Origin of the sequence: Spirosoma aerolatum, from assembly GCF_002056795.1 — a bacterium.
Classification (GTDB): Bacteria; Bacteroidota; Bacteroidia; order Cytophagales; family Spirosomataceae; genus Spirosoma; species Spirosoma aerolatum.
Genome location: NZ_CP020104.1, coordinates 3,291,156 through 3,317,247 on the forward strand (window position 1 = coordinate 3,291,156; position 26,092 = coordinate 3,317,247).

A 26,092-nucleotide genomic window follows, 5' to 3' on the forward strand; every position below is an offset into this window, starting at 1 on the left:
TGGAGAACAGTTGAGGTTAATTTATGATTCTGAAGCAATAGCTGCGCAGTATGAACTCGACACTTACTTTATGTCAATTATTTACGCAATTTATTGTATTTTTTTAGGGTATATTGTACTGAACGTAGTGTACTGGGCCGTATTTGCTATAGCAGGTCGCTTAGGCAAAGCAGACGATGTTAGTCCATCGTCTGATACAATTACGTTTAGGAAAATAGGAGTTTTGATTCCTGCCTATAAAGAAGATGCCGTTATTATTGAGTCGGTAACGGAAAATTTGAAGCAACATTATCCTGCCGATCAATTCGATCTTATTGTCATAGCAGATTCATTTTTACCACGTACACTCATTCAGTTAGCCGCATTTCCAGTCAAAGTACTCGAAGTCTCTTTCGACGTATCGACGGTCGCAAAGGCTATTAATGCCGCTTTATCGAAGTTGCCACTTGATCAATACGATATACTTGTTGTTTCTGATGCCGATAACCATATGGCACCTGATTTTCTGAGTCGAATCAACAGGGCCTTTGAACAGGGATGGCGAGCGGCTCAGGGACATCGGGTTGCTAAAAATAGTAATACCAGTGTTGCCATTCTGGACGCCATTAGTGAAGAAATAAACAACCACATTTTTCGGAAAGGAAGCCGGGTATTAGGTTTGTCATCGGCTACAATTGGCTCGGGGATGGCATTTGAACCCAGGCTGATGAAAGAAGCCATGGCAACTCAACATACCATGGGAGGCTACGATAAAGAGCTGGAAACCAATATTGTACTGAGTGGTTGTAAGATTGCCTACCTCGAAGATGCCTACATTTACGATGAGAAAGTAGCCCATCGGGCAGTATTTCAGAATCAGCGTACTCGTTGGATAGCGGCTCAGTGGCAGTTCATAAAATTCTATTTCTGGAAAGGGATAGGTGAAATTCTACAGGGGCGTATTGCCAGTGGCCTCAAGATTATTCAGGCTATCATTCTGCCAAAAATTCTTTTACTGGGATTACTGCTTTTAGGCTTATTAATCGGTTTACTAACGCCTTACTCATTCCTCTGGCAAACGCCACTTGTGTTGTTGCTGGTGATGAGTGCCAGTTTAATTATGTCGGTGCCTGCTTATTTATGGAAACGAGTAAGTATACGCGAATTTTTATTTATTCCTGTATTGCTGCTAAGTTTTGTAAGGGCTTTACTTAATATTCGTAAAGCCTTTAAGCGCTTTATGCACACCCCCCACACGGGTTCGCCTGATGCCCAGACACCCTAGCCTGGATTGCCTGGGATAAGGATGAAGCCGATGTGTGACAAAGCCCAAATTAAGGAGTCAAAAGAGATAAATAGCCTACTAAAGTGGGTAAAAAGAAAGCGAATCCGTTAAATGATACAGATTAGCTTAATAATATATAATAAATTGCCGGAATAAGACAATTGTAGACTTGTTAGTAGAATTGCTGAGGAGATAGACTTGTGTAAATTTTTTCAAAATGGCATGCCGTTTAGTAAACTTTAGTTTAATTATAAGTTGTCGAGTTAGTCTATTTTTTCTCATTGGGCTACTTTCAGTAACAACAAGTTTCGGTCAAAACCGTAATGTTCGGGGATTGGTATCGTTCGGCGCTTCATCGGGGCTTGCCGATGATACGTTGTACCTGGATATTAATCAGGATGTTGCCGGGCAATTGTTGCCATTCGAAGATCTGGTAAAAATTGCCGTATTGCATTCGCCCTTGATCAAGTATCAGAATGAAGTAGCCAATTCATTGAGCGAAGCACACGAAGTGGCGAAGTTACAGATTCTGCAAAACGTGTCAGGCTTTGCTAACTATTCAGGGGGTAACCAATTGTTGGTTTCATCGGGGGATTCTAAACTGCCAGGTCAGGGAACAATTGGACAAATTACCAACGGCTATCGCGTAGGGGTAGATGTACGGCTTCCACTTTATGAACTTTTTGGGCGCAAACATCAGGTTCGGCAGGCTTATTCTAATTATAGAGCCGCTGTGGTTCAAAAAGAAACTATTGAATTGCAATTAAAGCGCGATTTGATCGGGGTGTATCAGGATATGATTACCTCGCAGCAACTGTTGAAGATTCTTCTGATTGATGAGCAGGCTTCGCTGACAGCCTTACGGGTAGGGGAGGCCGATATTCAGAAAGGAAGAATCACAGCCGATGTTATGGCCGCTACTACCAGCCGGTATGTACAGGCTAAAACAGCATCGGAACAGGCAAAAGGCAATTTCATTAAGAATGTACGCTATTTCGAAGCATTAATGGGAATGCCAATTCAGCGTTTGAAACGTAATTAAGGGAAAGGGTATGACAATTGAAGTATTTTTACGCCTGCTGAAACAGCATTTGCTCTGGTTCATTCTTATTCCGGTTGTGGCGGCAGGAACAGCTTTTATTGTTACTCGAAATCAGCCTAAAGTTTATAAATCACAAGCTACGCTCTACACTGGGCTAGTTTCTCGCTACTCATTGCTCTCCGATCGGCAGAGTGCCTTTCAGGATCGGTCGGCCAGCGCCGTAGATAATATCCTTACCACTCTTAACTCGCGCGAAACCTTAATTCAAGTGGCCGTGAGTTTGCTCACCGACCATTTGAGGCTACAACATCCCGACACGCTGGTATTACGCGATGCTGGTTTTCAGCAATTACACAAGGCTATTACGCCGGGTTGGGAAAACTTGTTTTTTATCGCTGCTGATTCCGCACTATTACGACGAACTGTTGATAGCCTGGCCAAATCACAGTACGATAATCCGATCAAAAGTCTATTGATGAAATCGGATTCGTATTATTCGATTCAGCACTTAGGTGAAAATATCAAAGCAACCCCCCGTAAAAACACAAATGATGTGCTCCAGATGGAGTACGAAACGGACGATCCAGGGGTAGCCCAACGTACCTTACGCTACGCGATTGAATTTCTGAACCAACGCTATGCAACGCTCAAAACATCCGAAACAAACTCGGTAATTGGGTACTACGAATCGAAACTGGAGAAGGCAAAAGAAAAACTTGCTCAGGCTGAAACCGCTCTGCGTAATTTCAGCGAAAACCATCAGGTATTGGATTACGACGAAGAGGCCAAAAACGTAGCGGCCTCGCGCGAAGCACTGCAAACGGAGTACAATCAGGAACTGATGCGAAGAAATGCGGCCAAAGCATCACTGGATGCCCTCAATCAGCGGATGGGGCAGCAGGGAAGCATTCGCTCAGCGAACAACGATTTGAGTGAAAAACAAAAGAAACTGGCCGACGCAGAAAATAAACTCGCCAACGCCAAAGCATACGGGCAGTCGAAAGCAACCATTGATCAGTTGCAGGCAATGGTCAACAAAGCATCGGACGAGCTGAAAGTCAGCGCTCAGAAATACGATGCCGCTACTAATTCAACCGATGCGATTCCGGCTCAAACCATAGCTAACGATCGACTGGTCAAATCGCTGGAATACGAAGAATCGTCGGCCCGGCTGGAGTTGTATAAGAAGCGGATGAACGAATACGATGCCAAAACTAATGAGTATGGTCCATTGGGTTCGCAGCTTCGCCAGTTGAATCGGGATTTAACCGTAGCTGAAAAAGAGTACTTCGACCTATTGCAGAATGTAGATCAGTCGAAAACCCGTCGGCAGGACGTGGCGATTGGCGGAACCCTGGAGATTTTAGACGCTCCCGATTTTCCGCTACTTCCTCAACCGTCCAAGCGTTGGCAACTGGTAGCTATTGGCTTCGGAGTTGGGTTGTTTATTGCGCTGTTGCTGACGGCTCTCCGCTTCTGGCTGGATAAGCGAATCAAGTCGCCAGAACAGGCCGAAGAAATGATCGGTATGCCGGTATCGGCTCTCTTTCCCACGGTTCGAAAGCCCCAGGTTTTCACAAAAGCAACAATGGCATCTCGGAGTATGTTTGAGCAACTGTTCAATGCCATCAACATTGAGGTTTCACAGAATACCACCAAGCCTTATCCACCGATCATTACGTTGTTTAGTATTCGGTCGAAGCAGGGGAAAACCTGGGTGGCTAACGGTCTCAATCAGCTTTACGAAAATGCCGATCAACGGATTGCGTATTGTTACCCCCGGGTAACCGGTAAAGAGCAACGTTCGCAGCAGCGGGGGATTACCAATTTCCCTTATACGGTTCGCCCGGACTTTATGAATGTTACAGGTATTGATTACCTGCTTGATTATACGCAGGGCTTTGAGCCTTCTCAGTTTGATCGTATTATCCTTGAATTGCCCGCCCTAATAAATAACCAAATTCCAGTTTATCTGCTCAAAAGCAGCGCTTTATCCCTACTTATAATTGATGCGAACAGCCCATGGGCAAGGGCCGAGAAACAACTGCTGAGTATGTACGTACGAGTAACCAATCAACCAATTCTGACGGTCTTGAACCGGGTTGAGGGTGATTATGTCGACGTACCCGGTCGGGCTGATGCTATTCAGCCATTACCGCCCGCTCAGGAAAACTCGATCTATTCTCAGCGAAATGCGCTGTAGGCATCAGCAAGAAACAATACTCCGTGTAGGAAATAACCCTCATGGAAGACGTTAGCAATGGCCTGGTTTTAAGGCCCATTGCTAAGCAAAGCGCACAATCTGTTTAGGTTTAAGTCTGTAGTTGATACCCACATTATCTACAGAACACATAGAATCGGAAATTGCCTGAGTAGCTATGAGTGCCCATAAGAATAGTACTTTAAGCAGGAGTTTCCTTACTCCTCAATTTGTTCATCAACTCGTTGAGCAGGTCGCTCAGGCGGATCAGGAGCGTATAGCCGTAATTTTCGGGAATGAAAATCTGACGTATCAGCAGCTAAATGAACGTGCCGACGACGTATGTCGGGCTATTGTACAGGCTGCTCCTTCGGATTCGGTTATTGGAATCAGTACGACTCGTAATCTGGATATGGTGATTGGTGTTCTGGGTATTTTGAAAGCCGGGAAAGCCTATCTGCCACTCGACCCTGCCTACCCTGATGCGCGTCTGCAACAAATTATCAGTGATGCCCAACTTCAAACCTGTCTGGCGGTGGGTGCCGACTACTCCCGATTTGCAAGTTTAGGTCTCCAGGTCATTGCGGACTACATACGTCTGGATGTATCAACAACGGTTCAGCAGGGGGGAATTGCCTATGTACTCTATACGTCCGGTTCAACGGGTAAGCCGAAGGGTGTCTGCATGGGGCATGCAGCACTGGTGAACCTGCTCGCGTGGCAGGCCAACCACTCGCAGGCAGGGCCTGGGACGAAGACGCTGCAACTGGCCCCGCTCAGCTTCGATGTTTCTTTTCAGGAGATTTTTGCCACTTTGACAACGGGGGGTACACTCATGCTGGTCGATGAGTCGCTCCGGTTGGACCTCAATGCACTACTCCAGTTTATTGATGAACAGGCAATCAACCGATTGTTTCTGCCATTTGTGGCCCTACAATATCTGGCTGAGGCCGCCGTCCGTACGCAGGTGTTTCCGAAGCAACTCCAGGAGGTAATGACAGCAGGCGAGCAGTTGAAAATTACCCCGCAGATCGCTCAGTTTTTTTCGGCGCTCCCGACCTGTGTTTTGTTCAACCAATATGGCCCTACCGAATGCCATGTGGTTACCCAACTGACGCTCGCCGGCGACCCTGCCACGTGGCCTGCATTGCCTGGTATTGGCTATCCGATCGACAATGTACGTCTGTTTGTTGTGGATGATAGCCTGACTATTCTGCCCACGGGTGAAGCTGGCGAATTGTGCTTTGGCGGAGACTGTGTTGCCGAAGGTTACCTGAACCAGCCTAGGCTGACCCGTGATAAGTTCATTCAGTTGGATGTGCCTGGTCAGGGATCGATACGGGTTTATCGCACAGGGGACCTGGGGCGATTACTACCGGATGGAACCATTGATTTTCTGGGTCGTCGCGACGATCAGGTGAAAATCCGTGGGCATCGGGTCGAATTAGGTGAAGTTGAAGTAGTGGTCAATCAGATACCGGGTATCAGGCAGGCTGTGGTCGTAGCACGTGAAGCGCAGGGGGGGCAAAAGCAACTGGTTGCCTATCTGGTTTCGGCTAACGGTCAGTTGATTACGTCGCAAGTTCGGTCGCAGCTGGCACAAAAACTACCTGACTACATGATGCCCTCCGCTTTCGTGTGGCTGGATGAGTTGCCGAAAACAACGAGTGGCAAGGTCGATAAAAAGAAATTGCCAGCCCCGGAACGGAAACGGCCCGAGTTGACGGTGGCATATCGTAAACCCAGGACTGTTCTTGAGCGGACCATTGCCCAGGTTTGGGAAGAGCTGCTGGAAATTGATCAGATAGGTTCTGATGATAATTTTTTTGAACTGGGCGGCAATTCCCTACTGGCTCAAAAAACGGTAGCGCTTCTGAAAGAGCGGCAGTATACGCTACCTATCACCAAACTCTACCAATTTCCAACCGTTGCCGGTATTGCCAGCTATCTGCAACCCAAAGAAGAGTCACCATTAACGATTGGTTTGCCTAAAAATCAGCAACAAAATGCGGCTCCGTCAACGCATGATTCGGACATTGCTATCATTGGCATGGCGGGTCGCTTTCCAGGGGCGAGTACGATTGGTGAACTTTGGGAGATCCTCAAAGCGGGTAAAGAAACGACACGATTTTTTACGGACGACGAACTGGACCCATCAATTCCGGCAAGTCTGAAAGCTGACCCTCTTTACGTAAAGGCAAGGGGCGTGATTGACGGGGCCGATCAGTTCGATGCGAACTTCTTTGGCTTATCGCCCAAGGTTGCGCAGCTCATGGACCCTCAACAACGAATCTTTCTGGAGATTGCCTGGGAAACACTGGAACAAACGGGCTATCTCCCTCATCATTACGATGGTCGGGTTGGGGTATTTGCGGGCTGTGGGAATAATACATACTACCAGAAGAATATACAAGGGCATACAGATCTGATTGATCAGGTGGGTGCATTTCAGGTGATGACCCTGAACGAGAAAGATTATATAGCTTCCCGAACCGCTTACCAGCTCAATCTGAAAGGCCCGGCTGTGAGCGTGTATTCAGCCTGTTCAACTTCGTTGCTGGCGATTACGCAGGCTGTACAGAGCATCCGAAATGGTCAGTGCGAAGTAGCTTTGGCGGGGGGAGCTAGTATTACATCGCCGATCAATAGTGGCCATCTATATCAGGAAGGTGCTATGTTAAGCCAGGATGGGCATTGTCGATCGTTCGATGCTGATGCACAGGGCACCGTGTTTAGCGATGGCGCAGGCGTTGTATTACTGAAAAGCCGGGAAGCGGCTCTTCGCGATGGCGATACAATTTACGCGGTCATTAAAGGGGTTGGCGTGAATAATGACGGGGGGGGTAAAGGAAGCTTTACGGCTCCCAGCTCAGAAGGGCAGGCCGGAGCGATCGCTATGGCTATAGCCGATGCCGCTATCGACCCGGCAACCATTAGTTATGTAGAAGCGCATGGAACAGCTACGCCATTGGGTGACCCAATCGAAATCGAAGGGTTAATCCAGGCCTTTGGTGAGCAAGCTGATCGGCAGTTTTGTGCGATTGGCTCCATCAAAAGCAATATGGGGCATTTGACTCAGGCGGCTGGTGTGGCCGGGCTGATCAAAACGACACTCGCGCTGTATCATGAACAACTCCCGGCATCGATCAATTTTACCCGACCCAATCCCGCTATCGACTTTGCCAGTACGCCATTTTTTGTGAATACCCAATTGGTCGACTGGAGACCCGTGGGCGATTGGCCTCGTCGGGCCGGGGTGAGCTCATTCGGCGTTGGAGGCACCAATGTGCATGTCATATTGGAAGAATCTGGCGTTGAAAGGCCCCAATCTGCAGAAGGTCGGCCGGTACAGTTGCTAAGCTGGTCAGCTAAATCGTCCGGCAGTCTGGAGGCATATACCCGAAAATTGACACAGGCGGTTGAACAAGTAGAGGATACAGCATTAGCCGACCTGGCCTTTACCTTGCAGACGACTCAGGCCAGCTTTGGTCATCGACGCTTTATAGTTGCGGCAACAGCGACCGAACTACAGCAGAAATTGCAGACCGAGCAGGCAAAATCATCCCTGTCAAAAGCTGTCCAACGGCCTGATGAAGTGGTTTTCCTGTTTCCTGGGCAAGGGTCTCAATACCTCAATATGGGACGTTGGCTGTATCAATCAGAAGCTGTATTCCGGGAGGCTATCGATACCTGCGCGAACTTGCTGGTTCCCTACCTTGACCTTGATATTCGTCGGGTGATGTATCCCGAATCGATGGATATGGAGGCTGAACAGCGGCTACGAAATACGCGTTATACGCAACCTGCCCTGTTTGTGACCGAGTATGCGCTGGCCCAATTATGGATGAGTTGGGGGATTGTACCGACCGTGTTTTGTGGGCATAGTATCGGTGAATTTGTGGCTGCTCATTTGGCCGGTATTTTTTCGTTGGCGGATGCACTCAGGCTCATTGCCATGCGTGGCCGTATGGTGAGCGAACGCCCGCGTGGTAGTATGTTGTCGGTGCGTAAACCTGCCGAACTAATTGCCGGGATGATGCCCGAAACGATTTCTATGGCCGCTATAAATAGCCATACATTATGTGTAGTAGCAGGGCCAGATGAAGATATCGCTGATTTTGCCCGGTTATTGGACGAACAGGAAATTCCTAATCAGCCACTGGCAACGAGTCATGCATTTCATTCCAGTATGATGGAACCCATTGTGGGTGAATTTGGCAACGTCGTGAGTGAAATTTCACTGAATCGGCCTAAAAAACCGATTGTATCGACGGTAAGTGGAACCTGGCTTACAGATACCCAGGCTACCGATCCTATATATTGGGCGAATCACCTGCGTGCGACCGTACAATTTGCTGATGCGCTGGATACGATGATTGCTTTAGATAGCCCATTACTGCTGGAAGTTGGCCCAGGACACGTGACAGCGACACTGGCCCGGCAGCAGGTTGGAAAAAAGACAATTCCAGTACTAGCCGGATTAGCCAATCTGCCCGATGGGCCAGCGGCCTGCCAGTCATTGCTGACTACCCTAGGGCAATTATACCAGAATGGTTTGGAACCAGACTGGAAGGCCTTTTATAAGCATCAGAAACGGATAAAGATTAGCGCGCCCAGCTACGCATTTGATAAAAGGCATTGCTGGCTCGATCCGGTGGAAATCTGGCCGGAAAACCCCTCTTTACATACAAATAAACATGTCGGTTTAGTTGGTAATGTGCCTGTTGATCAGCGGCCTGTTGCAGATTTGCCCGATCGGTCGACCGTCGTATTGCCAATAACCACACCAAAAACTATGAGAAAATCTACATTGATCAGCCAAATCAACCAACTGCTGGAAGAGGCATCTGGTATTGAAATGGATGGGGTTGCGTCCGACACCAGTTTTCTGGAAATCGGATTGGATTCTCTGTTGCTGACCCAAGTGGCTCTAACCCTGAAAAAAGAATTTGGCTTGCCCATTACCTTCCGTCAGTTAACCAGTACGTATACGTCTCCTGAACTGTTGGCCGACTTTATTGACCAGCAATTGCCCCCCGAACCGCAACCTGTTGCACCAACTCCAACTGCTGCTCCAGTACCGCCAGTTGCGCTGAATGGTCACTATGGAACTCCTCTGGCGAATCCTGCACTGGATCTTATAGCCCAGCAACTGCAACTGCTTGCCAAACAGATTGAACTACTACAAGCAGGAAATACGCCAGCCTCCCAACCTGGTGCTGCGTCAACGCCCCAGCCAATGTCGGTTAATGGAAACGTGGCAAAGAATGGAAGCTCAATTACGGAAGCCCCTGACCTGACACCAGAGGAAAAAGCTGAACTGAAGAAACCATTCGGCGCAACGGCCCGGATTGAACGGCAGGCTTCGGAACTTACTCCCAAACAGCGGCAGTTTCTGTCGCAGTTTACGGAACAGTATACCCTCAAAACAGCCAAAAGTAAAGCGTATGCCCAGCAAAATCGGGCACATATGGCCGACCCACGCGTGGTAACAGGTTTTCGGCCACTCACTAAGGAAATCGTTTATCCAATAGTAGTTAACCGATCAGCAGGTAGCAGAGTATGGGATATTGATGGGAATGAGTACATCGATGCGTTGAACGGGTTTGGCTCGAATATGTTCGGTTACCAGCCTGACTGGCTTAAACAGGTGTTGCACGATCAGATTGAAGCTGGTTTTGAAGTAGGCCCTCAGCATGAACTGGCAGGCGAGGTAACCCGGCTCATTTGTGAACTGACCAAAACGGATCGGTCGGCTCTTTGCAATACGGGTTCCGAAGCGGTACTGGGAGCCATGCGCATCGCCCGAACGGTAACAGGGCGGTCGCTTATCGTTGCTTTTTCGGGATCTTACCATGGTATTGTGGATGAAGTTCTGGTGAGAGGAACCAAAAAGATGAAGTCGTTCCCGGCCGCGCCGGGAATCATGCCCGAAGCGGTTCAGAATATGCTCATTTTGGAGTATGGTACCGACGATAGTCTGAAAATCATTCGCGAGCGTGCCCATGAGTTAGCGGCTGTGCTGGTTGAGCCGGTTCAAAGCCGGCGCCCCGAGTTTGTACCGATTGAATTTTTAAAACAAGTACGGAGCATAACAGAGAAATCGGGTACGGCTCTGATTTTCGATGAAGTGATTACAGGTTTCCGAACCCATCCGGGTGGAACTCAGGCCCTTTTCGGCATTAAAGCCGATCTGGCTACGTACGGTAAAGTAGTGGGGGCTGGCTTACCAATTGGGGTTATTGCTGGTAAGCGTGCCTTTATGGATGCGCTGGATGGCGGATTCTGGCAATACGGCGATGCGTCGGTGCCGGAGGTTGGGGTAACCTATTTTGCCGGAACGTTTGTTCGTCATCCGCTGGCTCTGGCAGCTGCTAAAGCCTCTCTAGCCTACATGAAAACGGAAGGCCCCGCTTTACAACAGCAGTTGACTCATAAAACAACCCGACTAGCCGATGGGCTGAATGCTGTGCTGGAAAACTGGAAACTTCCCCTTTTTGTTGTTAACTTTGGTTCATTATGGAAAATTAAGTTTAAAGAAGAGGTAGCATACGGTGAATTGTTGTTTACATTGATGCGTGATAAAGGCATTCACATCTGGGATGGATTTCCCTGTTTCCTAACAGAAGCGCATACCGAGCAGGAAATCGATGCTATTATTCGAAGTTTTACCGATAGTATACAGGAATTGATCGAGGTTGGCATTTTTAAAGCCGATCGAGTAAGCACATTCAATTCAGAAATAGTTGGGATAACTCATAACAGACATACACCACCAGCACCTGGGGCCAGATTAGGCCGGGATCGGCAGGGTAACCCTGCCTGGTTTATTCCTAATCCAGATCAGCCTGGGAAATACCTCCAGGTTGAATTAAATCAATGACGGATGGCGGAAAGCATTGCGAATGTAAACCTGATTGAAGTTGATTTTAACCCATTTGAGGGACCTCAAATCGTGAGTCTGGCTCCGGCAACGGAGCCACAAATCGAAATCTGGGCGGCCTGTAAACTCGGTGGCGACGATGCCAGCCGAGCTTTCAATGAGTCGATTTCGTTGCGGTTTCATGGGGTACTGGATCAACTTGCTTTCGACAAAGCCTGGCAAGCACTGGTGCGCCGTCATGAAGCGCTACACTCGGCGTTTAGTGCTGATGGGCGGCAGATGTGCATTTTCGATGAGGTATCTATTCCCCTGACTTACCTGGACTGTGCCGCTAAATCGAAGGTTGAGCAGGAACAGATTATTGCAGACTATGTCCAGCAGGATGCACGCTATGTATTCGATCTGCTGAACGGCCCATTGATTAAGGTGTGCCTGATCAAATTGTCGGATACCGATCATCATTTTACCCTGACAGGGCATCATATTGTGTGTGATGGCTGGTCGTTAGGTATTTTACTTCAGGATCTAAGTGCGCTCTATTCCGCCTACGCCCGGCACCGCAACCCCAATTTACCTGAGGCCCCGACCTATAGCCAGTACGCCCTTGAGCAGCACCAGTTTGAGCAAAGCGAAGCGTATCGGCAGATCGAAAAATTCTGGCTCAACCAGTATAGCGGTACAATCCCCGTTCTGGAGTTGCCTACCGACTTCGCCCGACCAGCGCTACGAACGTATTCCATTGACCGACGCGATCATCTATTGAGCGATGCCTTGGCTGGGGCTGTGAAAAAAATGGGCGCCAGGGCAGGGGCTAGTTTTGTTACCACATTAATGGCTGCTTTCGAGGTGTTTCTGCACCGGGTAACGGGCCAGGATGATATTGTGGTAGGCTTACCCACATCCGGGCAGTCAGCAACCGGCTACCTGGGGTTGGTGGGGCATTGTGTCAATTTGCTGCCACTACGCAGCTTTCCCAGGTCTGAACTGAGCTTTCTGGAGTTTTTACAGCAACGAAAGGAAGGCATACTCGATGCATACGAACACCAACGACTGACGTTTGGCAGTCTGCTGAAAAAGCTACCCATTGTTCGCGATCCTTCTCGGGTTCCGCTGGTTCCAGTCATCTTCAACGTCGACATGGGGCTCGATAATGGGGTAGATTTTCACGGGCTTGATTATCAGTTTATCAGCAATCCGAGGGAGTTTGGTGCCGTTGACCTCTTTCTGAACATAAGTGATGCCGCAACCGGCAAATCGGCTCTCGTTTTTGAATGGTCATACAATACTCAGTTGTTCAAAGAAGCGACTATCGACCGGATGATGGCCGAGTTTGAACGGCTTCTGAAAGCTATTGTTGAGAATCCATCCATTCAGATTGAAGATATTCTGCTGGCCGATGAGGATGATCAGAGCAGAAAGCTGGCCACCTGGAACGATACGGCGGCAAATTACCCAAATACGGCTTCGTTACATTCGTTACTGGCGCAAACGGCTAATGAGTTTGCGGATAAACTGGCGCTGGTCTTTACCCGGCAAACGGAACAACAAACGTTTACGTATCGGGAGCTTCATGAACGGGCTAACCAGCTAGCGCAGGCTATTCGAAAGCAGGGTTTAGGAACAAGAGTCAATGGGAGTACGCCCGTAGTAGGGGTTGTTCTGGATCGTACGCCCGATCTGGTCATTACTTTACTGGCTGTTCTGAAAGCTGGTGCCGCTTATGTGCCCATTGATCCGGAGTATCCGCATGACCGTATTGCGTTTATGCTGGCCGACTCATCAGCCACCTTGCTGATTACATCGAAAAAATACCATTCGGCCGGTCATACAACGTACCCGACTTTGGGCCAGCCAGCGAACCAGACGAAGGTTGTGTTGCTGGATACCCTTCTGAATGAACTTGACCAGTATCCCAAAGAGGCTCCGGCAATTGAGGTAAACGGAAACGATCTGGCGTATATTCTCTATACCTCAGGTTCGACCGGAAAACCCAAAGGCGTTCTTATTGAGCATCATAACCTGGTCAATCTGCTGTACAGCATGATAAGCTGGCCAGGTATTGCAAAAGACGATAAACTGCTGGCTGTCACAACGGTTTCGTTCGACATTGCCGGGCTTGAGTTATACCTGCCCATTCTGGTAGGGGCAACGTTGGTACTGGCCGATTCCGAAACGACAAAAGATGGCCGGGCACTACTAGAGACTGTTTCTACCTTTGGGGTTAGCCTCATCCAGGCTACCCCAATCACCTATAAAATGATGCTCGCGGCTGGTTGGGAGGAACGATTGCCGTTGAAGATTCTGTGCTGTGGAGAGCCTTTGTCGAAAGACCTGGCTCAGAAACTCACCGCTCGTTGTGGATCGCTCTGGAATATGTATGGCCCAACCGAAACGACTATCTATTCGACCGGAAAGCAGATTCTGGCCAGCGACGAGATTATTACGATTGGACGGCCCATTCAGAACACCCAGGTCTATATTCTGGACGAACACCTGAATCGGTTGCCCGAAGGGAGTGTTGGCGAAATTTACATTGCTGGCGATGGGGTTGCCCGAGGCTATCTGAACCGTCCTGAGCTGACGCGGGAAAAATTCGTTCCGAACCCATTCAGTACGTCGAAAAAAAGTACCATGTACCGAACGGGCGACTTAGGTAAGTTTATGCCCGATGGCGAAATCCATTGCCTGGGGCGTATCGACCAGCAGGTGAAGATTCGCGGCTACCGGATTGAGTTGGGCGAAATAGAGCATGCTCTAGTCACTCAGGAAGGGGTGAGTGAAGCTGTGGTCGTTGCTCGTGAAGATCGCCCTGGTGACCAACGATTGATTGCTTATCTGGTGACTAATCCGCCGTTGAGCGAAGACGCCTTCAGGAACCAGATTCTGATGTGGCGAAGGCAATTGCAGGAAAATCTGCCTTCCTATATGGTCCCGACAGATTTTGTGAGCCTGGCCCAGTTGCCTATTACACCAAATGGCAAAATTGACAAAAATGCGCTGCCTAAGCCTGCTTCCATGCTGGCCGTGGAATATAGAACACATATTGCTCCTTCGACCGAAACGGAAAAACTGATTGTGGGAATCTGGAAGGAAGCGTTGATGCTGGATCAGATTGATATTGATACCGACTTTTTTGAACTGGGTGGGCACTCGATGATTGCCGTTCAGGTAATGACCCAACTGGAAAAGGAAACCGGACAGCGACTACCCTTATCCATTTTACTGACCTATCCGACAGTTCGAAAACTGGCACAGCTTTTACAGACGAATGAAAAGCCAACAACCTGGACGTCGCTGGTACCCATCCGGCCAGAAGGTAATAAAGATCCCCTTTACATTATTCATGGAATTGGTCTAAATCTGTTAAATTTCAGTAGCTTGATCAGCTATCTGGACCCTGAGCAGCCTATTTACGGCCTCCAGGCAAAAGGGTTGGATGGAAAAGATGAGCCGCTCGATAAGATGGAAGACATTGCCGCTTTCTATCTGAGCGAAGTGCTGGAACAAAACCCCAATGGTCCGTATGCAATTGCTGGCTATTCGTTTGGTGGCTATGTGGCGCTGGAGATGGCCCGGCAATTGAAAGCAATGGGGAAAGAGGTGAAAATGCTGGCCATGTTCGACACCAATGCACAGGAGTCAGATATGAATCGCTCGATGGGCGACTGGCTGATGCGGAAAGTGCTCCGCCAGTTCCCGAAATTAATCTGGTTCACCAGGTCATTGATCCAGAAACCTATTCAGACGCTCAAATACCAGCAGGGATATGTTGAGTGGAAAATCGATGCGTTGCTAAAAGCAATGGGTTTGCGTCAGGAGCCAGAACCAGAAGTGGGATTGGAACACCTGAATAAAATCATCGAAAAGCATGAGTATGCGTTTTCGCATTATACCATGAAACCCTACGACGGTGTTATCGACCTTTTTAAGGCTCAGGTTCGTCTTTACTTTGTCGATGATAGTAAGTTTCTGGGCTGGAAAAAATATGCTAAAAAAGGGGTACGCGTGCATAGTGTGCCGGGCGATCATCAACTGATGCTCCTGCCTCCCAATGATAAAGCCTTTGCTGAAGCCCTGCAACGGGCACTCGATCAGGCATAAAACGGCTAGACAGTAGAACACGGATTTTCAGGATTCGTATGATTTACACTGATCATATGGATCCTGAAAATCCGTGTTTTATTTGCCGCTAACGATCCCTTAATGACTTCTTTTTAACTCATCAGCCTGTTGTGGGGTAAGAACTAAGCCACGTACTTCAGGATACCGTTCGGTGGCCATAGTCAGGGCGTTACGCAACCAGTCGCGCTCCTTTGCTCCCGATGTATGGGTACCACAATGCGTTACCAAAATGGGCTTTTGGCGGATGTTGTAGTCTATATGTAACCGGATTGTATTGTGCATCAACTGATACAGGGCCGCAAAGGAATGGATCTGACTGTCGTCGTTCGAAAGCGGCTTATTGGTAATGTTAAGCCCTATCCAGTCAATTGAAGCCCCCCCAGGGTAGTAATCGACAATGGTTGATGGCTGAGTGGGGCACCACACCCATACGCTGTTGGTCAATTGCTGCTGACGACAAAACGTTACCAGATATTGCCAGGCCTTCTCATACAGTTTAAGGGTTGTTTCTTGTCGGGTGCCCCACTGGTACGTAGTATCATCAAATTCTGGGGCAAAACAGATGAGTAGGGGTTGATTATTACGTTTCAGGTTATTGGTAAACGACAGCAGCTGGTCATTGTATGTACCTTGGCAGATGTTACGCAGAAATGATTGCAAAACCTTTTCTGAGTTTTCTGAAAGCCCAGTGTAGGTTGGCTCCAGATAGAGCAAAGGTATTTGACGGGACGCTATCGACAAGTTCGGCTGGTTCAATGCATGCTTGCCAGTAGTGGACCATGCTAAGTGTTGGGGAACAATAACTTTGTCAGGCACAGGAATTGATTTATGAACATTGTCCCTGGCTGGGTCCAGTCCATAATAAAACGATTGGGTAGTAGCATATCGGAGATCGAACGGAAGCCGGGCTGTTTTTTTACGACTGGTATACGCTACCAAGCCGGTTGTGGCAATCAGTAGGACGACAAATAAGGGAATGGCTGAAAAGCGAAGCCAGCGATAAAGACCATACCGAACATGCCAGAAGGCAATTCGTAACGGCCAGAAAACAGGTCGCTGAAACGAAATTCGGGGGGCTATCCATGTTTTCATACGGGCCAGCCAGACTTCCTGACCGATCAGCACATTCAGCGACAGAATAACCACGTTGAGTAGTCCGAAGCCTATCATGAGCTGGGAGTAGATATTACTGACTGCAAACCGGCCGTAATGATAAATGCTGTAACCAATAGCACCCAGCGTCAATAGAATCATTACCAGATTAGGGAGGCACAGCACAAGATTGTTCCGGGGCTGGTCGCGCTTGGGGGTTGGTAGGTAAGGAACTTCGACACGGAAAATGGTGTAGATCAGCCCCAAAACGTATACCCACCAGGTTCCACTGCTTAAAATACCTCCAAAAATATGAAAGCCCGCTTCATGCTTTTCGATCAACCATCGTTGCGAATACTGCCGGATTAAAAATGCGGTGAGCAGTAGGGGAAGATAGGCCGTGGCAAATAACAGAAGATCCACGTGAACTGGAAGCCGCATTGTCACCAGCGAAATGATCGGTATCAGTAAATCAAGGAATTGGACTATTCCCAGGAGATAATACAACGGCATCGTCAGGTAGTGAAGCCGCTGACGCCATGACAACTGACTGACGATTCTTGGGTAGGTAGTAACCAGCAACTCAAACGTACCCCTCGACCATTTAAGTTGCTGCTTAAAATAAGCCGATAATGTATCCGGTACCAGACCATAGGAGAGAGGCATGGGAACATAGGCTGATTTCCACCCGTTGGCGTGTAGCAGCATTGCTGTATGCATATCTTCGGAGAGACCGGGGGCGTGACCACCGATGGAATCGAGCGCATCTCTTCGGAACGTGCAGTTAGCTCCAATGGCTTGGGCTGTTCCATAATTCCCCATACAGGTCATCATGGGGCCATAGAACGTATACGTCTGCTCGGCTGCCCCGTAGGCAACCAGACTTTCCTTATGGTTATAATACCCCTGTACACACTGAACAAAGCCAATAGTCGGATCGTCGAAGTGGAGCAAAACGTGATCTAAGAAATCAGGGGCTGGTACGTGGTCAGGGTCAATCACCAGGCATATTTCGCCAGTGGCCTGCTGAAGCGCATGGTTGATATTGCCAGCTTTGGCGTCTTTTTTGTCGGTGCGTGTAACATGCCGTACGCCCAATTCTGCACAAATCTGTCGTAAGTAAGGGTCATTGGCTTCGTCGCAGAGGTATGTTGTATGCGGATAAGAGATCGCCTGAATGGCTCGCAGAGAATTGATAACCATGTCGTGCGGTTCGCCGGGGCAGTAGGTTGTCAATACATCGACTCGCCAGGTCCGGGTAGAGGGGGGCACAACCAACGGTTTCACCTGCCAGTAATGGTACCATTCGTGGAGTAGTCGGAAGAGCTTGAAGAATACTGATACGGTTAACATGCCAAACAGCCAGCCATAGCCCCGATTTCCCGGTTGTAGATACACGCCTAAAAAGGCTACAATAAAAAAGAGACCGGCAATGATCAAAATCCGAATAGGCTGCCTGTCGCTTGGCTTATAGGCAAAGTTATAGGCAGCGTTCGGCGAACGGTGAAGATGAGTAAGCCAGTTCATATGGGTTAGATTCGAATGGTGCCGCACGAATTTGGTTTTTCAACGGTCTGGTAACCAAGTGAATAACAGATCGTGATTTTGTATTCGTATGACGTAATTCGTATCTTTTATGACTTTGAAAGTTATCCTGAGTCAAAATAGAGGAAGGATAAATTTTGATACTGTATTGATGCGTACGGGTTTACTAGTATTCAGTCTACTGGCGGGCCATCTACTGACGGGTTGCCATGGGTCAACGGCTCCTAACAATGAAACTTCCTCGACAGTTAAGCCAACGGCTATTCACTGGACTGGGCAATCGTATGAGTTATTGCGAAATGGGAAACCTTACTTTATTCAGGGGGCGGGTGGTAAGAGCCATTTTGAACGTCTGAAAGCCTGTGGAGGAAACTCGATCCGAATCTGGGACGACCTCGACGCCGATCAGATTTTAGCGCAGGCGCAACGGCTGGACCTTACCGTACTGTTTGGAATTTGGGTAGCTAAAGAAGCTGATGGTTTCGATTATCATGATCGACAGGCAGTTGATCAGCAATTCGAACAGATCCGAAAAACGGTACTAAAATATCGTAATCACCCGGCTTTGTTGATGTGGTGCGTGGGGAACGAGTGGGCGCAGGACGCCAATAATTTTGGGGTTTTCGATGAGGTCAACCGCATTGCGGCCATGATTCATGAACTTGATCCCGATCATCCGGTTACAACCGCTATTGCCCCCGATAGTGGCCGGGCTATCTGGCTCGTTCGTGAGCGATGCCCTGAGATCGACATCCTTTCGTTTAATGTGTATGGTACCATTTCATCAGTTACCCAGTACCTGAAAGAAGGCGGGTGGACTAAGCCGTACTTAATCTCAGAGTTTGGGGCTAAAGGTTATTGGGAAGAGCCGCATACGCCCTGGGAAACCGCTATCGAACCAACCAGTCAGCAGAAGTACGAATTTGTCAGGCATACCTATCCGCAATACATTGGTTCCCGGCCTCCCAATTGCTTAGGGTCGTATATGTTTTACTGGGGCAGTAAGCAGGAGGATACCCATACTTGGTTTAGTATGTTCGATGAACAAGGTCGGGAAACTTCCCTGGTTGGGCTCATGCAGGAACTCTGGACGAAACGTGTGCCTGATAATCAGTCACCTGTTATTCGGCAGATACGCATCGATGGAGCTATTAAAATGGGTGTCCAATGGTCAGCAGCAGAACGCGTTCATCAGGTTCAGGTACTGGCTACCGACGCTGATAACGACTCACTGACGTATCATTGGGAAATAAAACCGGCTGCCCGACTAACCGCTGATTATATTGATACGCCAATCCAGACTATTGATGGTCTGATTACCTCAACGGCTATAAACGCCATTCAATTCGTACTGCCTTCCAAACCAGGTGCATACAGGCTATTTGTGTTCGTTTACGACACTCACCAACACGTAGCTACTGCCAATGTGCCCTTTTTAGTGAAAGGCGAAAAAGCAGTTCAGTAACTCCGATAAAAGTGCTTTACAGAAGCCCCTGTCGGTAAGCTTTTATCTGGTCGAAGGAAAGCTTATAAGCCAGTGTGAGAACGGCATAAATGGCACCCCCAATAGCAATTTCGGCGAATGCATTGATTGGCCCCGAATACCCAATAAGCATTTTATAGATACTGATAATTGCCACCATAATCAGACAGAATGTGATGGGCTTTGCAATGTTTTTCAGGAAGTCCCCGAAAAAGTCGCCAATCAGGTAGTTGACCATGCCAAAATTCACAAGCATATTCAGGAAGGTAGTCAGCAGGAAGGCGATGGCAATGCCCATAACCCCCCAGTATGTACCAAATAGGTACACTAAGGGAATCTTGACAATCAATGTTCCCAGGTTAAGGTAAAATAGCAGACTGGGCTTCCCTCTCGTAAAGGCTACGGTATAGAGTGGGTGGCTCAGGCAGATAAAAACGCCTACAAATACGAAAATTCGGATAAGTTCGATGCTTTTCTCCCAACCTGGGCCATATATCAATGGAACAACCGTATCGGCCGTAATGAAGAGACCTGCCAGAAGGGGTAAATTGCAATAACTGATAAAGTCCAGAATTTTCAGATACGATTTCCGAAGCTCAGACGTATTTTCTTTCATGCGCGCCAGAATCGGATAGGCTACCTGTAGAATGATCGGATTGAGTTTCATGATCGGAAATACACAGAGCTGGTAAGCTACCGTATAATACCCCAGCATTTTAACGCCCAGCATTCCGCCCAGAAAAATATTGTCGGTATTCGATTGAACGTAGCCCAGGAATCCATCGCCCATGTTGTAAACCCCGAAGCGGAGGTGTTCTTTAATCGTGTAAATATTAAAGTACAATTTGGGAATAAAGAACTTTAGGCCGAACGCAATCTGCAAAATGGATCGTGTTGTTTGTGATACGAGCGATCCGATGATGAGCGATAATTCATGGTAACCATTATAGGCCAGCGTAACCGTAACCGCTGTTCCTAATACCGAACCCGTAATGTCGATGATGGCAACCGATTTGAACCGAAGCTCTTTTTCAAGCAAAAACATATAGATCTGCCCGAAATACACAATCACGAAATAATACGAGGATAGATTGAGTACCTGCGCCAGTTTGGGTTCGTGATAAAAAGCGATAATCGATGGGCTACTAAGATGAATAACAATGAAAATCACGAACCCCACCAGCAAATTCAGGTAGTAGAGGGTCGATAACACATTGCGGTCGCTTTCCTGCTTGTAAATAATGGAGTTAGCAAAGCCCAGGTTCGCGAAAACCTGAAAAAAGGCAAGAATCAGGTTGCTTACACTGACAATACCAAAATCGGAAGGCGCTAATACGCGAGCCAGAACGGCCACTTGTATGAACTGAAAAAGGGTAGCGATGCCCGTCGAAACGGTAATCCACTTTCCCCCGTTCATTGCCTTTTGTGTATTACTCATTTATTATCGTATGGGTTAGCAAGTCGTACTGGTTGATGAATTGTTACAGCCAGGTCTCATTGGATAATAATTGCTGATCTGACGTTCATAACGTAACGGATTTCTATGTTAAGACTTTCTTTTCTTCTTCATGTAACACCTGATGGGCTTTCTTTGAGTTACTGGTATGTGTGCGGTCGCTCAGCGAAACAGAAAAACGCGGCCGGTTTGGCTAATTTCTCGTTTAGGTAGAGTAACGGATTGATAGGTAACGATCCAGGTGTAGGTATCGGCAGGGCAGGGCGATCCGTTGAAGGTGCCATCCCAGGTTTCGGCTGGATTTTGACTGCTGAAAATTAAATTTCCCCACCTATTGAAGACTCGGATACTAAATGCATTTGAAGTTCTGAGCTGAGTGAAAAAAGCCAGCCGATCGTTCATGCCGTCATTATTTGGGCTAAAGGCATCAGGGATATAAACGGTTTCGGGTTGATCGGGACACTCACCACATTGTCGCACCTGGAAATCGTCGAGGGCCATATCATTTCCGCAACCATAATCCCCCTGATTGTTAATTAATTTGATAACAATATCTTCGGTCGATGTTGGAGCCGTAAATAGTACTGAGCAACGGCGCCAGGTGGGCGTATCCGTCTGTGGAATCTGACCAATGGTGAGGCTCTGAATGACGAGCCCTTCTGAGGTTTCGATGCTAATGGATAAGTTCGGGATCAGTGCATTCAGGCAGGTTTCGGTACGAAGCAGATTCATGACCCAGAACGAAACTTCGTACGACGTTCCTTTGCATAACCCTGAAACGGCCTGTTGGTAGAAAACGCCCGGTTTATTTCCGCCATTAACCACCAGCATGTTCCCCCGTATGCTTGCGGAGGTATGATCCCGATCGACGGCATACCAGGTTGAATTGAAGCAGGTACCATCGAGCGAGGACAAAACTGCGTATTGTCCATCGCCAGGACAGTCGATCGGCTCAAATTCATAAGTAGTCTGATTGGCAATCGAAACGGGATTACCTGCTACGCCAAATGTTTGGTCAATTACCAGTTCGCCGGCGGGATTAGCGCATTGCTGTGCCGTAACCAGTTGGGGGCGGGCATAGAGGAAACAGGCAATCAGACCGATTGCAAGGCGTAACGTAATGGATAGCCGATGGCTATTCCTGATAACTTTGCGAGCCGCACCTATCATACCTGCCTATTAAGACAGTATTCTATTTTTTTGGTCACCATTTATAGGATTGTATCGTTTTATTGTGTATAAATTGTTGGATTTTATAAACTAATAGATTCGTGTTGAATCGAAGCAGTACTGATTCTGTCATCAGGTGTACAACGCTGTCATCCACAAAATGGGAAGACTGGACGGTCTGCCCTTATACGGATCCATTGGCTGTTTTTCGATTTGAATGGCCACGTCAGATAGAGCTAGACGAATTATTGAGTGAACTCTCGTTTGCTGAGATCGAGCGGGCGAAACGTTTCCGTCGGCAGGAGGATCAGCTTCGTTTTGCGTATGGTCGATGTATACTTCGACGGTTGCTTGGAAATTACATTGGTCAGCCGCTTGCCAGTATAGAATTGACCGAAGGCATGAACCGAAAGCCAGTATTTACTAATTCGCCCGGTTGGCAGTTTAATATATCCCACTCTGGCAATTGGGTTCTGGTGGCTATTAGTACCGTATGGGTTGGTGTCGATCTGGAGAAATCCATTCAGGGCTTTGACTTTCAGGGTATTGTTTCTCAGAGTTTTAGTAAGTCTGAGCAGCAGTTTGTCGATAAAAGCCTTAACCGCGTTAACGCATTTTATACAATCTGGACGAGGAAAGAAGCGCTGGTCAAGGCAACGGCAAAAGGCGTTGATGAAGATTTTGTGCGGGTCCCCTCGCTGGACGGTATCCATTCTGTCGATAGTCTGGTAATTGGGAGTTCAGGTGACTGGCTGGTAAACAGCTTTTGGGTGGCAGAGGGGTATACGGCAGCGGTGGCCTACCCAGGCACGATTAAAGGACCTCTATTTTATACGCTCGATAGCCGATTTTTTAGGCGTGGCTAATGGGTTATGGTCGCTTAAATACGTAGTATCTGTTCGCGAAAATGGGTAAATTTGAGGAATGGTAAATTTTACTATTTAAAGTAATTGTTACCTTTTACCCAGAGTCTCATGCGTAAGCTTCCTTCGCTACTGCTGTCTATCATTGTCCTGATTATCCTCTTGGCCTTCTCGTCAGTTGAGCATGGGCTGTTGATTGGCCCAGTGGATACTGGTTTGCCTCCCGAAGAAAATCGATTTACCAGAGTAGTGATTGCGGATAAACTGGACGAACCAATGGCCATGACCATGCTCAACGATGGTCGGGTATTGTTCATCGAGCGGAAGGGGCAAATCCATATCTACAATCCCGCTACCGGAAAAATTAACCTGATCGCTACAATACCCGTCAGCACAAAATACACCAGTAAGGAAGGCGTTGTATCCGAAGCAGAGGACGGCCTTCTGGGCGTTGTTCTGGACCCGCAGTACGAGACGAACCACTGGCTTTATCTATATTATTCGCCTGCTGGCGATGACCCCAAAAACATTCTGGCCCGGTACGAACTCCGGGGAGATGAACTGGTCATGTCGTCACGAAAAGTACTGCTCGAAATTCCTACCCAGCGCGAGCAATGCTGTCATACAGGCGGAGGTATGGTTTTCGATCGTTCGGGCAATCTTTATCTGGCTACTGGCGATAATACCAGCCCAAGGGTAACGGGATATACGCCCATTGATGAGCGACCTGGCCGGGCAGCCTGGGACGCACAGAAATCATCGGCGAATACCAACGATCTGCGGGGCAAAATTATTCGCATTCAACCTACGGCAAATGGCTCGTATACCATTCCAGCCGGGAATTTATTTCCGAAAGGAACCTACCCGTCGGACCGAGCGAAAACCCGCCCCGAAATTTACATCATGGGCTTGCGTAATCCCTGGCGCTTGTCGATTGATAGCCGAACCGGGTATTTGTATTGGGGGGAAGTGGGCCCCGACATGCGCGATTCGGTGGGCGTTGGTCCGAATGGCTATGACGATTTCAATCAGGCACGTAAAGCAGGAAATTTCGGCTGGCCTTACTTTGTGGGCGATAATGCTGCCTATTGGGATCGGGACTTTGCTACCGGCCAATCGGGCGAACGGTTTAATCCGGCTAAACCCGTTAATAATTCACCCAATAACACCGGGCTGAACGAACTACCGCCAGCGCAGGGGGCATTTATCTGGTATTCATATGGAGCCTCCAGGGAGTTCCCCATTATGGGTAGTGGAGGGCGCAGTGCTGTAGGTGGGCCAATTTTTCATAAAGCCGATTTTAAAAACGCTGAGCGCCTTTTTCCCGACTATTACGAAGGGAAATGGTTTATCACCGATTTCATCCGGGGCTGGATAATGGCCGTTACCATGGATCAGCAGAGCAAGTATGTATCGATGGAGCGGTTCCTGCCCAATGAACGTTTCGATAGCCCTATCGACATGAAATTTGGGGCCAGTGGCGACCTCTACCTGCTTGAATATGGGAGCAACTGGTTTCGTGGAAACGACAATGCCCGATTAGTAAAGATCGAATACAATGGTGGCAATCGTAAACCCGTTGTTCATGTCTCCGCCGACAAAACGAGTGGAGCCGCCCCGTTTCAGGTGAAACTATCATCCAAAGGGTCAATGGATTACGATGGCGATGCCTTGCTATATCAATGGGAAGTCAACTCATCGAATGGAGTATCCAGAACATCATCCGAGGCCAATCCGGCGTTTACACTCGAACAACCGGGCTTATATACGGCAACCCTAACAGTAAAAGACCCAAAGGGTGCTACGAATAGCCAGTCACTGGAGTTGAAGGCCGGAAATGAGTCGCCTGTAGTAGCGTTTTCCATTACACGTGGTAATAAGACATTCTTTTTTCCGGGCCAGACAATCGAGTATGCAGTCGATGTGAGTGACAAAGAAGACGGTAGTCTGATGGATGGTCGTATTTCGCCTAGCCAGGTTGCAGTTACTATTCAGTATGTCCCCGACGGGTTCGATAAAGTCGAACTGGTGGCTGGTCATCGGTATGCCGACGCTGCGGCTATGCTGGCTTCAACGGCAAAACAGTTAATGGCGGGTAGCGATTGCCAGGCCTGCCATTCCGTAGAAACCCGTTCGGTTGGGCCTGCTTACAAAGAGATTGCCGCAAAATATAAAGGCGACAACAGTGCGCCGGAGCGACTGGCGAAGAAAGTTATAGCCGGAGGAAAGGGAGTTTGGGGCGAATCGAGCATGAGTCCTCATCCAGGCCTTTCCATGACCGAAGCCACTCAGATTGTAACCTATATTCTAAGCCTGTCGGACGAAAAAGCTACCGTGAAAATGCTGCCCACCAGAGGCAGCTATACGATGGATATTCCATCTGGCGAAAGCACCAAAGGATCGTTTGTATTGCGGGCTGCTTATACCGACAGAGGCTCCTCGCTGATACCAGCCAGTAGTTCAGAAAGCCTGATTTTTCTGCGAAACCCAACGGTGGCCCCCGAAACCGCCGACGAATCGAAGCAAACGGAGTTGATCACAGCCCAGGGAAAAGCTTTCTATGTGGTTGGTTCGGGCGCTTATCTGGGGTATCACGATATGGATCTATCGGGGGTTAGCCAGGTAGATTTTGCCGTGCAGGCATCCCCTAAAGTCGATGCGGCTGGCGGTACAATTGAGATTCGGTTAGACTCGCCTTCGGGTAAATTAATTGGTGAAACGGCCTTTATAGAGATTCGGGATCCAACGCGACCGGTGGGTTCGCACGCTGGGCAAGTGCCGCGACCTGCACCTGTCAAAGCCCGTATTGCTGGTGTCGAAGGGATTCATAAACTCTACTTTGTTTTTAAAAATGCCAATGCCAGGGATAACCAGATTCTGATGCGCGTGTCCTCCATTCAATTTATACCCGGCGATGCCTGACAGGAATTGTCAAACCAGCACTGTACATTGTTCATTCTAATTACTCAACC

The 26,092-nt window shown here is 48.3% G+C and carries 11 protein-coding genes; 8 read left to right on the forward strand and 3 right to left on the reverse strand.

Annotation, left to right across the window (positions count from 1 at the left end):
- Window positions 1-70: 70 nt before the first annotated feature.
- The 5 genes from B5M13_RS13330 to B5M13_RS13350 all read left to right on the forward strand — a co-directional run bounded on the left by B5M13_RS13330 (window position 71) and on the right by B5M13_RS13350 (window position 15,490).
- Entirely contained in the window at window positions 71-1,264 is a 1,194-nt protein-coding gene (locus tag B5M13_RS13330) for a glycosyltransferase family 2 protein (RefSeq protein WP_179950491.1), read from the forward strand.
- Between the two features lie 334 nt (window positions 1,265-1,598).
- Window positions 1,599-2,306, forward strand: coding sequence for a TolC family protein (locus B5M13_RS13335; RefSeq protein ID WP_245859992.1), 708 nt, complete (start codon window positions 1,599-1,601; stop codon window positions 2,304-2,306).
- 10 nt (window positions 2,307-2,316) lie between these two features.
- Entirely contained in the window at window positions 2,317-4,509 is a 2,193-nt protein-coding gene (locus B5M13_RS13340; RefSeq protein ID WP_080056138.1) for a GumC family protein, read from the forward strand.
- 175 nt (window positions 4,510-4,684) lie between these two features.
- Window positions 4,685-11,389 (forward strand): type I polyketide synthase, encoded by a 6,705-nt coding sequence (locus B5M13_RS13345; RefSeq protein WP_080056139.1) that lies wholly within the window; start codon window positions 4,685-4,687, stop codon window positions 11,387-11,389.
- A 3-nt stretch (window positions 11,390-11,392) separates the two neighbouring features.
- On the forward strand, window positions 11,393-15,490 hold the full coding sequence (locus tag B5M13_RS13350; protein ID WP_080056140.1) for a non-ribosomal peptide synthetase: 4,098 nt from the start codon (window positions 11,393-11,395) through the stop codon (window positions 15,488-15,490).
- A 99-nt stretch (window positions 15,491-15,589) separates the two neighbouring features.
- On the opposite strand, the gene B5M13_RS13355 is transcribed toward B5M13_RS13350, so the two are convergent.
- A complete protein-coding gene (locus B5M13_RS13355) occupies window positions 15,590-18,130 on the reverse strand; it encodes a glycosyltransferase family 2 protein (RefSeq protein WP_080056141.1) in 2,541 nt (846 codons plus the stop codon).
- Between the two features lie 169 nt (window positions 18,131-18,299).
- Here B5M13_RS13355 and B5M13_RS13360 point away from each other — a divergent pair, with 169 nt between their 5' ends.
- Complete coding sequence (locus B5M13_RS13360; protein WP_080056142.1) at window positions 18,300-19,613, forward strand: glycoside hydrolase family 2 TIM barrel-domain containing protein; 1,314 nt, start codon at window positions 18,300-18,302, stop codon at window positions 19,611-19,613.
- A gap of 16 nt (window positions 19,614-19,629) precedes the next feature.
- On the opposite strand, the gene B5M13_RS13365 is transcribed toward B5M13_RS13360, so the two are convergent.
- Window positions 19,630-21,069 carry an MOP flippase family protein gene (locus B5M13_RS13365; protein WP_080056143.1) on the reverse strand — a complete coding sequence of 480 codons (1,440 nt, stop codon included), beginning with the start codon at window positions 21,067-21,069 and terminating at the stop codon, window positions 19,630-19,632.
- Between the two features lie 180 nt (window positions 21,070-21,249).
- The gene (locus tag B5M13_RS13370; protein ID WP_080056144.1) at window positions 21,250-22,257 is read right to left on the reverse strand and encodes a gliding motility-associated C-terminal domain-containing protein; all 1,008 of its coding nucleotides are present in this window, start codon (window positions 22,255-22,257) and stop codon (window positions 21,250-21,252) included.
- Between the two features lie 197 nt (window positions 22,258-22,454).
- Here B5M13_RS13370 and B5M13_RS13375 point away from each other — a divergent pair, with 197 nt between their 5' ends.
- The gene (locus tag B5M13_RS13375; protein ID WP_080056145.1) at window positions 22,455-23,123 is read left to right on the forward strand and encodes a 4'-phosphopantetheinyl transferase family protein; all 669 of its coding nucleotides are present in this window, start codon (window positions 22,455-22,457) and stop codon (window positions 23,121-23,123) included.
- A 108-nt stretch (window positions 23,124-23,231) separates the two neighbouring features.
- Window positions 23,232-26,042 carry a PQQ-dependent sugar dehydrogenase gene (locus tag B5M13_RS13380; RefSeq protein WP_080056146.1) on the forward strand — a complete coding sequence of 937 codons (2,811 nt, stop codon included), beginning with the start codon at window positions 23,232-23,234 and terminating at the stop codon, window positions 26,040-26,042.
- Window positions 26,043-26,092: the final 50 nt, after the last annotated feature.

Excerpts from the sequence above, each read along its gene's own strand:
- B5M13_RS13330 (WP_179950491.1), top strand. The coding sequence starts at position 71 with ATGTCAATTATTTACGCAATTTATTGTATTTTTTTAGGGTATATTGTA.
- B5M13_RS13340 (WP_080056138.1), top strand. The coding sequence starts at position 2,317 with ATGACAATTGAAGTATTTTTACGCCTGCTGAAACAGCATTTGCTCTGG.
- B5M13_RS13345 (WP_080056139.1), top strand. The coding sequence starts at position 4,685 with ATGAGTGCCCATAAGAATAGTACTTTAAGCAGGAGTTTCCTTACTCCT.
- B5M13_RS13350 (WP_080056140.1), top strand. The coding sequence starts at position 11,393 with ATGGCGGAAAGCATTGCGAATGTAAACCTGATTGAAGTTGATTTTAAC.
- B5M13_RS13355 (WP_080056141.1), bottom strand. The coding sequence starts at position 18,130 with ATGAACTGGCTTACTCATCTTCACCGTTCGCCGAACGCTGCCTATAAC.
- B5M13_RS13360 (WP_080056142.1), top strand. The coding sequence starts at position 18,300 with ATGCGTACGGGTTTACTAGTATTCAGTCTACTGGCGGGCCATCTACTG.
- B5M13_RS13365 (WP_080056143.1), bottom strand. The coding sequence starts at position 21,069 with ATGAGTAATACACAAAAGGCAATGAACGGGGGAAAGTGGATTACCGTT.
- B5M13_RS13370 (WP_080056144.1), bottom strand. The coding sequence starts at position 22,257 with ATGATAGGTGCGGCTCGCAAAGTTATCAGGAATAGCCATCGGCTATCC.
- B5M13_RS13380 (WP_080056146.1), top strand. The coding sequence starts at position 23,232 with ATGCGTAAGCTTCCTTCGCTACTGCTGTCTATCATTGTCCTGATTATC.